General features: G+C 39.3%; 8 protein-coding genes. 6 read left to right on the top strand and 2 right to left on the bottom strand.

Annotated features, from left to right (window positions below):
• The first annotated feature begins 80 nt into the window (after window positions 1–80).
• Complete coding sequence (locus HMPREF1505_RS02190; protein ID WP_036921994.1) at window positions 81–542, top strand: copper resistance protein NlpE N-terminal domain-containing protein; 462 nt, start codon at window positions 81–83, stop codon at window positions 540–542.
• 454 nt (window positions 543–996) lie between these two features.
• Here HMPREF1505_RS02190 and HMPREF1505_RS02185 read toward each other — a convergent pair whose 3' ends face one another.
• Both HMPREF1505_RS02185 and HMPREF1505_RS02180 read right to left on the bottom strand, forming a co-directional pair.
• The gene (locus HMPREF1505_RS02185) at window positions 997–1,551 is read right to left on the bottom strand and encodes a DUF3332 domain-containing protein (RefSeq protein ID WP_036921800.1); all 555 of its coding nucleotides are present in this window, start codon (window positions 1,549–1,551) and stop codon (window positions 997–999) included.
• A gap of 377 nt (window positions 1,552–1,928) precedes the next feature.
• Window positions 1,929–3,614: a DUF6377 domain-containing protein gene (locus tag HMPREF1505_RS02180; protein ID WP_036921797.1), complete on the bottom strand. Its 1,686-nt coding sequence runs from the start codon at window positions 3,612–3,614 to the stop codon at window positions 1,929–1,931.
• A 253-nt stretch (window positions 3,615–3,867) separates the two neighbouring features.
• Between HMPREF1505_RS02180 and HMPREF1505_RS02175 the strand changes: the two genes are divergently transcribed.
• The 5 genes from HMPREF1505_RS02175 (at window position 3,868) to HMPREF1505_RS02155 (ending at window position 14,958) form a co-directional block, all read left to right on the top strand.
• Window positions 3,868–6,006, top strand: coding sequence for a glycoside hydrolase family 97 protein (locus HMPREF1505_RS02175; protein WP_036921792.1), 2,139 nt, complete (start codon window positions 3,868–3,870; stop codon window positions 6,004–6,006).
• Between the two features lie 240 nt (window positions 6,007–6,246).
• Window positions 6,247–7,803 carry a DUF6377 domain-containing protein gene (locus HMPREF1505_RS02170; protein WP_036921990.1) on the top strand — a complete coding sequence of 519 codons (1,557 nt, stop codon included), beginning with the start codon at window positions 6,247–6,249 and terminating at the stop codon, window positions 7,801–7,803.
• A 1,196-nt stretch (window positions 7,804–8,999) separates the two neighbouring features.
• Window positions 9,000–11,273, top strand: coding sequence for a leucine-rich repeat domain-containing protein (locus HMPREF1505_RS02165; RefSeq protein WP_036921790.1), 2,274 nt, complete (start codon window positions 9,000–9,002; stop codon window positions 11,271–11,273).
• Complete coding sequence (locus HMPREF1505_RS02160; RefSeq protein WP_036921785.1) at window positions 11,270–11,488, top strand: hypothetical protein; 219 nt, start codon at window positions 11,270–11,272, stop codon at window positions 11,486–11,488. Before HMPREF1505_RS02165 ends, HMPREF1505_RS02160 begins: the two co-directional genes overlap by 4 nt.
• A gap of 140 nt (window positions 11,489–11,628) precedes the next feature.
• On the top strand, window positions 11,629–14,958 hold the full coding sequence (locus HMPREF1505_RS02155; protein ID WP_036921782.1) for a glycoside hydrolase family 66 protein: 3,330 nt from the start codon (window positions 11,629–11,631) through the stop codon (window positions 14,956–14,958).
• Window positions 14,959–15,841: the final 883 nt, after the last annotated feature.

The raw sequence follows: 15,841 nt of genomic DNA, 5'->3' as shown, positions 1-15,841 counted from the left end.
TTCTTGTTTTTAATTCTAAATACAATATCTTTGCACCGCGAGAGTTAAAATAGAGTTTACAATATAAAACTAAAATGATTATGAAAAAGATTATGTTTTTGGTAGCTGCTTGTGCAGCTATGGTAGCTTGTAACAATGGCAAGACTACTGCAAACAACGAGGGTGCAGATTCTGCAGTTCAGGATTCAGCTGCTGCTGGCGACTCTGCTGTTTACGAAGGTTTGACACCTGCAGCTGATGTTGCTGGTATCAAGTATCGTGTTGCTTTGGCAAAGGATTCATCAAATGGTTTCAGCGTATCTGAGTCTTACATGAAGTCTGCTTCTGAGACTGATACTGTTTACAACTATACAGGTAAATATCAGGTTGTAGAGAAGGACGTTAAGGGTAAGAAGAATACTTACTACCAGTTCGAGTTGGGTAAGGACAACAAGACCAACTTCCTCGTAGTAAACGATTCTACACTTCGTCTTGTTAACTCTGACTTCGAGGAGCCAGCAGTAAATACAAAGGATATGAACTACGACTTGAAGTTGAAGTAAGAAGAATCTGTAAACAAAACATTAATATAAAAGGGCTTGTCAAGGGTTTATACCTTGTGCAAGCCCTTTTTATGTAGGGTAGGGATGAATCGTCTTTATCATGTAGTGAATACTTCTCTTTGATTATATGGCTCTTTTCTTATGGTATGTAGCGTTTATTATAAGAATAAATAGGAGTGTGTTTAGGCTTTCGCACTATTGGTGTTCATGCTCCGCACGATGTGTGCTAAGCCTCCGCACCATTGGTGCGGAGCGTTAGCACGAATGGTGACGATGAGAATATTGATGCTTTCTCGTCGTATATTTCCATAGAAACCACTAATGATTGGTCAGTGGGTGATGCTTATCAAGACTGCATAAAACGCTTTATATGACTGCTGAAACTCCTTATAGAAACAAAAATAGGGACACGTCTGTGCCCCTATTTGATATTGCAATGTAGCAAGAATGAATCTTATCTTCTTGCCATGAAGAAGCTTGTACCAGCCTGCATCTGGCGAACCTCGTATACACCATTTGCATCAAGTGTAACGTCTGCAGTCAAACCATTGTTGAGGAATGCTTTTACAGAACCATCACCATTGAAGTGAATAATCTTCTGCTCCTTACCCTCAGCATTCATGTACCATGTGTTCTCCTGCTTGTTATAAGTGAAGTAGAATACGCTACCATCTGGCTTTGTAATCTGGTAACCATTCTCGAGATACTTTACAGCATAAATCAAACCATCGTCACCCTTGATGTTGCGAGTCTTACCAACGCGGTTAGCTACAGGGTTATCACCTGTCCAGAACTCAATACTGTTGAGTACGAGTACATCTGCAGCACCACAGAAAGCGTAGGCAGGAGAAATTACGAGGAAGATAATCTCATTGAGAAACTTAGACTTTGTAGCGTGCTTGTTCCACTTTGCAAGTTTGTTGAATAAAGCAAATGAACCTACACATGAACTCATGAGTGTTGCGCCAAGCAAGAGGGCAACCATAGACTTGATTCCTTTTGTTTTCATAGCTTTCAAATTAGCTTATTTGGTGAATATTAATCTATTATTACTAAGCGGTTTAATTCATGTCTACAAAAATAACACTCTTATTTTTATTAAGAGATAATTTTATTTTATGATATTGAATGTTTGGTGTTTTTAACTTGATAAGTTAATGTTTTTGACATAACAAACGCTTTTGTTAACGCTTATTTAAACCCGAGTCGGTTATTAGAGCCTAAACATTTTTTGTTTTATTATCGATCAGATTGGCTGTCTTTTGGGCGTAGGCGTAGCGGGCTACGTTAAGTTAAAAAGGCAGATAAGGTGATTGATAAGAAAATAAAAAATATTAGGAAACAATGCTATAGTTATAAAAACAATATGTATTGTGGTCTAATAACCTATTCGGGTTTAAATTGTGTGGAGGTCGATTTACCAATTACTCGACAGAGCTTCATCACTTCTTCCTCGAAGGTTTCTTTGTTAATGGCTTTCCCCTTTAGGACAGAGCGATAGTTATAGATGGTCTGTGGAGAGTAGAACAGCAGGTCGGCAATCTCGGCACTTTCCTTTACACCTAATCGGATGAGTGCCATAATGCGCTGTTCTGTTGTGAGTTCATCGGTGCTTTTGTTCTGAATCTGCCCTTCTGGTAAGAGTAGGCTGTTTAAGTCCTCAGTAAAGTCTGGATAGAGATCGAGGAACGCTTTATCAAAGCGAGAGAGGAATGTAGCAGCGTCTTCTTCAGATAATCGTTCTGATGAAAGCTGACTAAGCAATTCAGTGGTTTGATTGGCTTTAATCTTTCTTTTAACCAATGTCTGTTGTTTCTTGAGTCGGGCAATATACTTTGCACAAAGGTCAATATACAATTTTGCTAATCTCTCGCGTTTGCTGTTGGTATCAACAAGTAACGCATTAAGGCCGTGTAGCTGCGTATTCAACTCTTTTTGTTGTCTGTTCAGTTCAGAGAGTTGGTTGTTATTCTTTTGCAATTCCTGTTGCTGAAGACTAAGGCGTTTGGTCTGTTTAACGATATAAAAGACTGCAGACAGCAGGAAGAGTAGAAGTAGCGAGATAACGATGATGGCTGTCATCTGCACTTTGTTGCGCTGGTTAAGCGTCTGCTGATAGCTACTTACAATCACTGGTAGCTTACTTGATATCTCAATGATGCGGAGTCTGTTATTATAGAAATGAGCATCCTCGAGTGCTGTCTGAATATATTGTTGTGCAAGGTCAAGCTCATCTTTGTTGTGTTCAAAGATGTACATTGCAAGGTTTTGGAGGGCAAAGTTCTCCATCGTACAGTTCTCTATATCTGCAATACTCGACAATAAAAGGAACTCTTCTTGCTTTTCTGTATTTCCCTCGTTGCCGTAACTACCAGAGAGAGCAAAGCACGACATGGCATAGAATCGGGAATTTTGGGGTAATTGCTTTATGGCTTTGATGTAATGGGCACGTGCTGCTTGTGGATTATTCAATACAAAAACAGCGTATTCACCGAGGTAATACTCGTAAGTTTTATCGGTTTCATCGCAAAAAGGCATAGCCTTCTTAAGATACTCTTGCGCCTTTAATCGGTGTATTGGTGTATAGGTCTTATCGTTACAGAAGTCTGCCCAATAGGTGTGAATACGGAAGAGAGAGAAGTAATATTCAAAGTGTTGTGCCTTGTCAAGAACGGTTGTGTCCACCTGTTCTATTTCATGAATAGCCTCATTATATAAGCCACCAATGGATAATAGCTCTGCCTTACTGATGGTATTACTATTGTAATAGTAGGTGTTCTGCGTCTCTTTTGCAAGTTTGATACCTTTGTTTAGGTATGTCATTGCAGAGTCAAATTGGAAGACATAGTATTCTTCAAATAGCTGTTCGTAGGTCTGTAGACGTTTAAGCGTATTCTCGCTGGTTGTGAGATTCTTCTTTAGTCGGTTGATATCTTTATTCTTATTATCGATAAGTGCATTGCGTTGCTCCAACAAATTGTCTAACTTTTGTCGTAGCTGTTGTGTCTTACTACCAGCAGATAATGTCGTTGGCAGTAGCAAGAAGAGTATATATAATAAGCTTCTTTTCATCGTTTAAATACTAATGAGTACAAAGATAATACTTTACTTGTAAATAGAGGACATCTACTTCAATAAATTATTATTATTATTTAAAATATTGATAATTAGTTATTTATAATTAATAACAACATAGCTTTATCTACTTGAGTACTACTATCGGTAGTTACTTCAACTCTTTTTTACTATCTTTGCATAAAATCAAATAATTACTCTTACAATCTTTAAATAGAAATTATAATCATTTTTATACTTTAACAAAACAATGAAGAAAACCAATATTGCCCTTATTGGGCTACTAATGGGGTGGGCAAGCATTGCGAATGCGCAGACTGTAAAGTCTCCTAACGGTAATGTTGCAGTTACTTTCTCATTAACAGGGAATGGAGTGCCTACTTATGAGATGACTTATAAGGGTAAGGCTGTTGTAAAGCCTTCGCACTTAGGTTTGGAATTAGCTAAGAACAAACATGCCAGCAAGGGCATGAACGAAACCAGTCTTATGGATGGTTTCGAGAAGACAGCTACCAAGACTACAACTTTCGATGAGACTTGGAAGCCTGTTTGGGGTGAGACTGCTACTATTCGTAACCACTACAATGAGTTGGAAGTAGACCTCAATCAGCCAAGCAGCAAGCGTAACATTGTTATCCGTTTCCGTGTTTATGACGATGGAATGGGTCTTCGTTACGAATTCCCACAACAGCCAGAACTGAACTACTTTGTTATAAAGGATGAGCATACACAGTTTGCTATGGCTGGCGATCATACAGCTTGGTGGCTTCCTGGAGACTATGATACACAGGAGCAGGAGACACAGGAATCAAAGCTTTCTGAAATCCGTAAGCGTTTCCACGATGCTGTAAACTGGGACAACTCATCTGTTTCTGTATTCTCAGACACGGGTGTTCAGACCTCTTTACAGATGAAGTCTAATGATGGCTTGTACATTAATATTCATGAGGCAGCATGTGCAAACTATGCTACAATGCACTTGAATCTCGACGACAAAACAATGACCTTCGAGTCATGGCTTACTCCTGACGCTACTGGTTTGAAGGGATTCATGCAGACTCCTTGCGAAACTCCTTGGCGTACGGTGATGGTTAGCGATGATGCACGTGATATGCTTGCTAATAACCTCATCCTCAATCTTAACGAACCTTGTAAGATTGAAGACACGTCATGGATTCATCCAACCAAGTACTGTGGCGTTTGGTGGGAGATGATTGCAGGTGGTAAGTCTTGGGCTTATACTGATGAATTTAGTTCAGTGAAGCTTGGTCAGACTGATTATGCCCATGCAAAGCCTAACGGACATCACCCTGCTAACACCGCAAATGTGAAGAAATACATCGACTTTGCTGCTGCTAACGGCTTAGATCAAGTGTTGGTAGAAGGTTGGAACATCGGTTGGGAAGACTGGTTTGGTCACTGGAAAGACTATGTATTCGATTTCGTTACTCCTTATCCAGACTTTGATTTGAAAGGCTTGAATGAGTATGCACACTCTAAGGGTGTTAAGTTGATGATGCATCATGAGACTTCTTCAAGTACACAGAACTATGAGCGTCACATGGAAGATGCCTTTAATTTGATGAATAAGTATGGTTATGACGCTGTGAAGACTGGTTATGTGGGTGACATTATTCCACGTGGTGACCACCACTATTCACAGTCAATGAACAACCATTATCTCCATGTTATAAAGGAAGCTGCTAAGCATCACATTATGGTGAATGGACATGAAGCTACTCGTCCAACAGGTCTTTGTCGTACATGGCCTAACCTTGTCGGTAACGAGTCAGCACGTGGAACAGAGTATGAAGCATTCGGTGGTAGTGATCCTAACCACACTGTTATCCTTCCATTTACTCGTCTTCAGGGCGGACCAATGGATTATACCCCTGGTATTCTTGAGACTCAGCTCTCAACATGGTGTGATAATAAGAGCTATGTACACACAACTCTCGTGGGTCAGCTTGCACTTTATTTAACGATGTATAGTCCACTTCAGATGGCTGCCGACCTTCCTGAAAACTATCAGAAGTATAACGATGCCTTCCAGTTTATTAAGGATGTTGCTTGCGACTGGGATGATAGCCGTTATCTTGAGGCAGAGCCAGCACGTTATATCACAGTTGCTCGTAAGGCAAAAGGCACTAACAACTGGTTCGTAGGAGGAAAGACAGGTCTTGCACCACACCTTAGTGTTCTCAAACTCGACTTCCTTGATAAGGGTCGTAAGTATGAGGCAACCATCTACGCAGATGCTAAGGATGCTGATTACGAGAAGAATCCAAAGGCTTACACCATTACTAAGCGCACTGTCAAGAAGGGTGATGTTCTCAAGCTTCAGCAGGTTCGTGGAGGTGGTTTTGCCATCAGCTTGAAAGCACTTTAAGCCATTAATGTTTTTCGGTATTAACCGATGGCAATATAATATAAGATAGAAGTGCCGCAGAGAAGCGTGATTACTCAGAAAATCAAAGGGTTATATCCTTTGAAAGATGGCTACGTTTCTCTGCGGACATTCTATCTCTTACACGAAGCGTCTTACTTACTTACATTACTACATACTAAAACCATTAATTGTAACGTTACATAAGAGATGATTTCATGTCCCCAAATAAGAATGAAGCAAATGAAAAGAATTGCAATCATCTGTGTAATTTTATGTACACCATTACTTATTAATGCACAGACCCAAATACCAACACTTGACGATCTCGACCATGAGATAGCCATGTCATCCCAGTATGACAAACAATATGAAGATGTTATACGCAGTGTAAAGAAGCAACTTCATGCCGCTAAGACCTTGAAGGCTCGTTGCGAATTATCCGACAAGCTATTCAATCTTTACACATCTTATTCTGTGGACTCTGCTATTGTCTATGCTATGGAAAAGCAGAAAATAGCAAAGGCAATGGGCAATCAGAGTAAGGTAAATGATGCAAAACTTAATCTTGCCTACCTCCTGATAAGGGGTGGAGAACTCAAGGAGGCAAGCGATATTATTAACTCCATTCCTCGAAGTGAGATAAACCAAGACTTGTCTTTCTATTATTTCTCAACGCGAAAGACGCTCTATCGTACACTTGCTGATGCCGCTTTAATCCCTTCGCAGAGGAAGCAATACAAGCAAATGGAGAAACTTTGTAACGATTCTGTCGTAGATAATAACCAATCTCCCGACATTTGGTCACGTGCTGAACAGCTTGTTAATCGCCAACAGTATGAACAAGCAAAGAAAATTCTCCTTGATGCCTATCACCACTTGAAACCTGGTGACCGCCAAACAGCATTTGTGTCAATCTCGCTTGCTGATATTTATGGTAGGGAGAAGAATGTGGAGGCTCAAAAGCAATACCTTATTGCAGCTGCTATCTCTGATATACGCAACTCGGTAAAGGAATACCTTGCCCTGCAGCAATTGGCTATGATCCTTTTTGAAGAGGGTGATACAAAACGCGCTTATGCCTATATGGACCACGCTATGAACGATGCCGTATTCTGTAATGCACGTCAGCGTACAATTGCTATGGCTGACGTTTGGCCTGCAATAGAAAAGTCGCATGAGCGTGAAACTAAGAGTCGTACACTCAAACTTACAGCCGCTCTTGTGTTGATAAGTCTTATGTCTATCTTCTTGTTGGTTATGATTGTCTATACGCGTCGTCGTGTTGTAGAGTTGCATGCTATTCGTGCGCGCCTTTCTAACACAAACGAATTGCTGAAAGAATCAAATAATATTAAGGATGAATACATCACTCGCTTCCTCAGTGAGTGTTCGGCTTACATCGACAAACTCGATAGCTATCGTAAACAGATTTATCGTCTTGTTACAGCCAATAAGCGCACAGAACTGCTGAACACATTGAAGTCACAGGAGGTAATCGACCGTGAGTTGGATTCTTTCTATTCAAGTTTTGATGAAACCTTCCTTGGTCTTTTCCCTAACTTTGTAGAAGATTTCAACGCATTACTCAAACCAGAAGAGAGGATTATTCCTAAACAAGCAGGGCATCTCTCTACTGATCTTCGCATCTTTGCACTCATTCGCCTCGGTGTAAGTGAGAATGAGCTTATCTGTTCCTTCCTTCGCTGCTCAAAAGCAACGGTCTATGCTTACCGTTCTCGTGTGCGTTTGAAGTCTATTGACCCTGATAAATTCGATGAAATGGTACAAAAACTATAAGTTGAAACCATTTCCTTTTCCCTAATTTATAAATCGAAGAATCGTCATCGTGCGACATTCCAGCATCTTGTTTGTTGGTTTGTCGCACGTTTCTTTTCTTCACTTTTCTGTTGTGAGAAGCCATTATATGTCTACTCATAAGCATGTTTTCCCAACTTCTACAAACAGCTTATTCCCTTATTAATTGATATTTTGTAAACTATTTTCGTGAGACTCAAAACCAATACATGCTCTTTTGGCTTCTAAAAGACGCCTAATTGGCTTGCAAAAGGTGCCCTTTAAGACTCTTACTAACGCCCTTTTGAAGTCCAATTAAGCACCTTATTCTTATGCTGATTTATAACTAATTGATTTTCTGTTGGTTATAAGATTGCCTTTTATATGTATTTTTCTCCTTGTTTATAGATAATTTATTCGAATTTTTGTCATGATTTTTCAACGCCTTATCCGGGCTTTTGATGTTTTAAAATGAAAAGGTTTTCTATTCTGAGGGGTGATAATAGAATAGCCTGTTGACGGTCTTATCCATGTTTTTGTTTAATGAATAACTTTGGCTTTTCCGTCAAATTTAAATCGGAAACCCTACTGCAGCAAGAATTATATATATAATGGTTTATCGACCGATTGGGGTTAATACTATACGAAAAGTATTCATATCGGTAACGGAAGAAGTGTATTGGATATGACAAAGAATATGTAGTTTTTGGTCAATTTGAGAATATTTTTGTTGTAAAAATCCCGATTTTATCGAAAAATAAGGTCTTATTGATAAAATTAATTATTATTTTATAACTGTATTGTTAATGGTTGATTTTTATTTGACAAAGTTCTGTTTTGCTTTATATTTTGTTTGTATTGTAGTGTATATGATGAAATTATAACTTATTGATTATTAATGAATTCTATTTTTAATAACTTGTATTTTTTGTTTTATTAGTTTATTGAGCACTTTATTTGTATATCTTTGCATCAGTTTTTCTGTTTGATGTTTGAAACTAAAAATAACTTTTGTTTTGGATAATAAGGCGGAGAAAGGAGTGCGTTAAGGGATGTCGAAAAGACAAAGATTGAGAGGATAATTCTTAGTCCGACACAATTAACCAAGTAGTCCACTTATAATAAGGTGTGAATTAGAAGACTTAAAATATAGTACGAACTATTGAATAGTATGAACCAAATTAATTATTAATAAAAAAATGAAACGAAAATTACTTTTGTTATTGTTAGCATTCATCTCGTTAGGATGCTTTGCCGACTCTCAACCAACAGATGATGAGCGAAGAGCCAACCTGTTTGTGTACAATGGTATGCTGTTTAGTATCCAGAATTTCGCGGGTGTTTCCTCACAGGACAACACTGTTGAGTTCTGTGGTTGGACTACTAAGACTGATTTGGGTACTGATGCGAAGAAGGACGAAGCTTTGGCTGATGCGCAGTTTAATGCCATTCGTAAGGTAGGAGAGATTACTATTCCTGAAACAGTAACAGCTGCTGTTACTTATAATGGACATTTAGAAGGTAGTGCAACCTATAAGGTAATCATGCTTCGTGCTAACCTTTTCCGTGCAGCAGATACTAATGTAACAAGCCAGATTACCAAGATTACAATCCCAAAGACAGTCCAGCACATCGAGTCACGTTGTTTTGATCAATGTGAGAACATGACTGAATTTGTCATTGAGGGTGCTACTGATGGTACTTCTCAGTTGAAGGAGATTGACTCACATGCATTCTTAAACTGTAAGAAGTTGGCATCTATCGCGCTTCCTAATTCAGTAACTTACTTAGGCGATGATGCTGCTAATTCTATAGAAGGTGGTGTGTTTGAAGGTTGCGAATCATTTACCTCTTTCACATTCCCAAGTAGTTATGCTTCAAGAAACTTGCCAAGTTTCACCTTCAAGGAATGTAAGAACTTAGCTACTATCAATTGGAACGGTTATAATCCAAAGCGTTTAAACAACAGCGCGTTCTATAATTGCGATAAAATCACATGGTCTCAAATTCCTCAATCTGTAGAGGAGTTAGGCGATGAATGCTTCTATGACTGTGCTGCTTTGACGTCTGTTGACCTCTCAAAAATCAAGAAGATGGACACAGGTGTGTTCTGGGGGACACCTTTAACATCTGTTGAATGGCCTGCAGCTGTAACTGAAATTCCTGCAAGAACATTCTGGGCTTGTGGCCAACTAACAACTATCAAGGGTATTCCTGGTCAGCCTGGTGCATGGGATAACATCACTAAGATTGGTGAAAATGCATTCAATCAGTGTACTGCTTTGACTACTATTAAGTTGCCAGCAGAGCTTAAGACAATTGACGCACAGGCTTTCCGTACCTGTATAAACTTAGCTACAGTAGACTATGGTACTAAGGTTGAAACTATCGGTGACGGTGCTTTCTGGTATACTCGTGCATTGAAGAAGTTCTTCTTCAAGGGTTCTGTTAAGACACTTGGTGCTGATGCTTTCCGAGAGAGTGGACTTACTTGTGTTCACCTCAAGGGTGATATGACTATCGGTAAAGAGGCTTTCATGAACTGTACAAGCTTGAAGTATGTTGAATTCCCAGCTACTTCTTCAGCTACTCAGCCATTGACTTATGTGGCAGAAAGCATGTTTGCTGGTTGTACAAGTCTGCCTTTCATCACTCTTCCATCTACTGTAACAGAGATAAAGGCTAACGCTTTCGATGGTTGTTCAAGTCTGAAGTATGTAAATATCTTGGCTGCTTCTCCTGCAACATTGGGTGCTAATGCTTTCCCAACAACTGCTGGTGTATATGTAAAACCAAGCAAGCTTTCAGCTTATCAGGCAAATGCAGCTTGGAATGCTTATAGTCCTAAGGATACTTACGAGCAGACACTCGCTACGAAGTATGCAAGTTTCGACCATGATTTCCCTGTTTCTTTCGTAGCAAAGAATGGTCATGAAGCGTTGGAGGCATATGTTGGCCCAAGCACTTATAGAGTGACACAGCCAACTAAGGTTCAGAAGATTTTGAAGATGATTAAGGTTACTTCAACAGCTGCTAATGAAGGTGTTCTCCTCAAAGGTGAGGTTGGAAGAACTTATACTTATCAGATTGCAGAGACTGATCCAGGTCTTTATACTGGTAATCGTGTTATCGGTGTACGTGAGGATACAACACTTGTTCAGACCGAGTCTGATGGTAAGAGCAACTGGGTTTTACAGCCAGATTATAAGCTTCACTTAGTTAGCAATGGAACTATTAAGAGTGGTCGTGCTTATGTTCATGAAACCAATGATGGTGACACAAGCTTTGGTGCTAAGGGTATTTACCTTTCTTTCGCTCTCAATGAAGAAAACAATACAACCGGTATTGACAGCGTTGAGAACAAGAAGGCTGATGAAGAGAATGTTTATTATACTCTCTCTGGTGTAAGGGTTATCAATCCTACTGAGAAGGGTGTATATATTAAGAATGGTAAAAAAGTTATTATACGATGAAACGTAACTATATAGCTCCTGCAACAGAGCAAGTTGCTGTTAAGATAGAGCAGCACTTATTGGACTTATCTTTCGATGATACCGTTGTAGATCCAGGAACTGCACTGTCAAAGAAGAATACATTTGATTCTGATGACGATGAGACTGATGATGCGTTGAGAGTAACATCTAATGGTGACATCAGTATTGGTAAGCATTCTCTTTGGGATGAATAATTATTAATATCTTTTATAATGAAGGCATTGCCAAGGCTTGACTTGAAAGAAGTCAGACTGTGGTAATGCCTTTCTGCTTTGATATAAGGAATGAAACAGGTCTATATAGACTCATTTTTTAACCAATAAGAATTAAAACCATGAGATTAAAAAGATTGCTTATTCTGTGTGTAACACTGTTGTCAGCAGCCTTTTCTTTTGCAGACAACTTTGTGTATGACAACCTTAAGTACACGACAACCTCTGACAAGTCGGTGACTTTGGTAGACGGAAAGGGTGCGAGTGGAGAGATTATTATCCCTTCTGAAGTTCGCAACAACAAGAATGTTTATACCGTTACAGCCATCGAACACAACGCCTTTGAAGGTAACAACTCTATTACTGCTGTGACAATCCCAAGTTCGGTGAGTACTATTGGCTACAGTGCATTCAATGGTTGTAAGGGCTTACGACGTGTGATGGATGCCTCACGTGTCACCGAGATGCAAGGTTTTGAGTACACGGATTGTTCAAATCTAACTTCCGTAACCTTATCTGGAACGCTACAAAAGATTGGGTATCGCTCTTTTGCAGGTACCGCTTTGACACGTCTTGTCTTACCTGCAAGCGTGAAGGAGATTGGTGGTGAGGCTTTTCAAGATTGTCTCCAACTAACAAACGTAGAGTTTAACAAAGGTATTCAGAATATAAAGGACCATGCTTTTAAGAATAGTGGCTTGGCTTCTTTAGAACTTCCTGAGGGTATAAAGGAGATTGGCGAATGGTCTTTTGAGGGTTGTAAGAGCCTGAAGACGGTGCAAATCCCTCGGTCTGTAACAAGCTTAGGGACGGGTGCCTTCTATGCATGTTCAGCCCTTGAGTCAGTTGTTATACCAGCCTCCGTTACGAATTTCAACGACAGAACCTTCAATGGATGTCGTAATTTGTCTGCTGTTTATTACTTAGGCAGCAGTTGTCCAAGCCTTGGTCAAAACACTTTTGCCGATGTTTCTAATGCTTTTGGTTTCTATGTAAAGCCATCAGCATTGTCTGTTTTGCAAGGAATAGCCTATGTTTCTGGCAAGGTAAAGGATAGTTTCTCTTATCAACAGAGTAGTAAGTACGCTACCTTCTCACGTCCTTTTGCTGTCGATTTCAGTTCAGCTTCTGGTTTGAAAGCATATATTGCAAAGGAAAATAATGGGCAGAACTCAGTTGCTTTGAAAACCATCACGAAAGCAAGTGTTGGTACGGGACTTGTCATTGAGGCTACGCCTAATACTGTCTATCAGCTTCGTATGGCTGATGATGGTCCTCAATATACTGATAATGCACTACGTGTATCAACCGGGACTACCGTTGAGGCGATTGCTTCAAAGGTAAGAGAGGATATGACTTTGCGCTATAATCCAGTGGAATTAACTACGGATAAGGTACGTTATGAGCCTGGAAACACAGTTGTTTTTACATCAAAGAATGTTCTCCCAGCCAATGCGAAGGTACGTTATCTACATGGTAATACAGTCGTAAAAACCGATGAAATCGGTGGAAAACAGCGTTGGAACTGGAAAGTACCAGCAGATAATTTCACCGGATATATGGCTGAGATCTATGTTGATAATGGTACTTCAGAGCAGACTCTTGCTACAATCGGTGTGGATGTTTCTACCGAATGGGGACGTTTCCCACGTTATGGTTTCGTCTCACACTATGGTTCTGATAAGACACCTGAACAGATTAAGAAGGAAGTGGATATGCTTAATCGTTACCATATGACTGGTATTCAGTTCTATGACTGGCAGTGGAAGCATCATATACCATTTCCTCAGGACTCTACAAAGTGGAAAGATATTGGTTTGCGTAATGTCTATAAGTCGTCAATAGAGAACTACATTAACCAGTTACATGGCGTAGGAAGTAAGTGTATGTTCTATGACTTAGTGTATGGTGTGACCGGAAGAGTGGTTAATGGTAAGCCTGAAACAGTTGATAACTTTGATGGTCATGACGGTATTAGTAGTGATTGGGGTTGGATAGACTTGCATGAAAAGAAAGGTGGTGGCTATGATCTTCGTCAGGTGCAGTATCCTCTTGGTGCTTGGCCAAGCATTTACGTGATGAATCCAGGTAATCAGAACTGGGTTAACTATCTTTCTGGTTCTATCAATAAGGTCTATCATAACCTTGCCTTCGATGGTTTTCATATCGATCAGTTAGGTCACCAGCGTGATGCTTATTACGTCAACTTGAAGAGTAAGAAGGTAAATGGTCAGAAAGTATATACTGATGGTGACCGCCGTGATACACATGACTTTGAAGGCTACTTTGCCAATTTCATCAATCGTATGAAGGCTGACAATCATAATAAGAGCCTTGTTATGAATGCTGTTTCAACCTTCGGAGGTTCCAAAATCGTTGGTACAAAGAACGTTGAATTCGGCTATAATGAGATGTGGGGTGGCGACGATTATCTGTGGAACTACCGTAAGATTATACAGGACAACCGTCGTAATAATGGCAAGAATACTTTTAATACTGTCTTTGCTGCTTATCTACACTGTCGCAATGGAAATGGTGGTCAGTTCCATACAAGCAGTGCGTTGTTTGGCAATGCTACTATCTTCGCACTTGGTGGTTCTCGTATTGAGTTGAGTGGTGACCACATGTTGTTTACAGAGTACTTCCCTGATGATGCTCGAAAAATGTCGGACAAGTTGCAAAAGTCAATCATTCACTATTATGACTTCCTTGTTGCCTATGAAAACTACTTGCGAGATGGCAATGCTGAAACCACTGTTAACATGACAATGGATGGTGTTAACGTGGCTGCATGGGATTTGTCTGATCCTAATCCAAGTATTGCAGATGCTGTAGATCAGACGATTGGACCAAAGCCTTATTGCGTGAATACCTACAGTACTAAGAAAGGAAACGTGATAGCTATCCAGTTACTTAATTATAATAATGTGTCAAAAGACAACTTTAATGTTCGTGATTTGAAGGAGACAATGCCAGAGCCTAATGTCTTGCTTAATAAGAAGATAGTTCTTGATGATGCTACTTCTGTGTCACGTATATGGCTAGCAAGTCCAGATTGTTTTGGTGGTGCCCCACAAGAAGTTGTTTTCAAGCAGAATAATGGTAAGGTAACATTTACCCTTCCTTCTCTGGAGTATTGGACTATGGTTGTAGTAGAGCATGGCAATAAGGTGGATAATAGTGCGTCAGAGGTTCGAAACTATGTTCTTCGTGGCGAATCTTTTCAAGAGGCATCTAATAATACTGTGCCAGCAGGTGAGGCTTATCTCTCTTTTCCTGCTACTATAGGAAAAACTTTGCAGCCGTCATTACCTTTAGTTCCTATTACCGCAGGGATTGCTAATGTAATTGATAACGGACGTGATGATTATTATACCGTGTCTGGTATTAAGGTTGATCATCCTGTGAAAGGGATATATATCCATAAAGGAAAGAAACTGGTAAAGAAGTAATTAGCCCCTGATTCAGTATTACCCCCAATTGATTATTAGTAACGTTCACTGCCTGTGAAGGGTAAGTTACTAATGACTGATTGGGGGTAAAATGTTTTATTAGGAGATAAGTAAGTGAGTCCTAAGTCTTCTTAAAGTCCTTCTATTAAGGTCATATATTGGAAATAGAATAAAGTCTTATACACTTGTATAGTATTAGTCTCCCCAAATTAGATGGTCTTACAAAGGCGGATAAACTGTAAGCTGAAATGTAGAAAGGGGAAATAGCTACGATGTCTATTCGTCTCCTACAAACAACTTATTCCCTTATTAAGATGTGTTTGTAAACTATTTTTGTGTAGTACAAAACTAATACATGCTCTTTTGGCTTCTAAAAGACGCCTAATTGACTTGCAAAAGGTGCCCTTTTGAGGTCTAAGTAACGCCCTTTTGAAGTCCAATTAAGCACCTTTCACTTTGCTACTTTATAACAAATTGATTTCCTGTTGGTTACAAACCTGCTTTTTACATGGGTTTTTGTCTTTGTTTTCAGATGTTTTATTTGAAATTGTGTAATGAATTTTCATGGTCTATTTTATGTTTTTGAAGTATTAAAAAGAAAAGGGATTCTATGGCAGAAGATGATAAAAGGATAGGCGGCTGATAGTCTTTGCTATGTTTGTATTCATTACTTACAATTCTTTCTATTGAGCCCTTCTATTGTGCTTTAACATCATCTAATCGTCATTTTGAATCCGGTTTTTCCCTTTTAAAGAAGTAGTTTCAAATTGTTTTCACGACAAGAAGTCGAGGAATAGAGATAAATTAGGATAAGAAAGAGGGTGAACTGAAGAAGGGTTAATAAAGAATAGTTATAATAATAACTTATAAACAATATAATAAT

The sequence above is a fragment of the Prevotella sp. ICM33 genome, assembly GCF_000517825.1.
In the GTDB taxonomy this organism is placed as follows: domain Bacteria; phylum Bacteroidota; class Bacteroidia; order Bacteroidales; family Bacteroidaceae; genus Prevotella; species Prevotella melaninogenica.
Note: the sequence above shows the minus strand (reverse complement) of the source record. Positions and strands in the feature narration are given on the sequence as shown.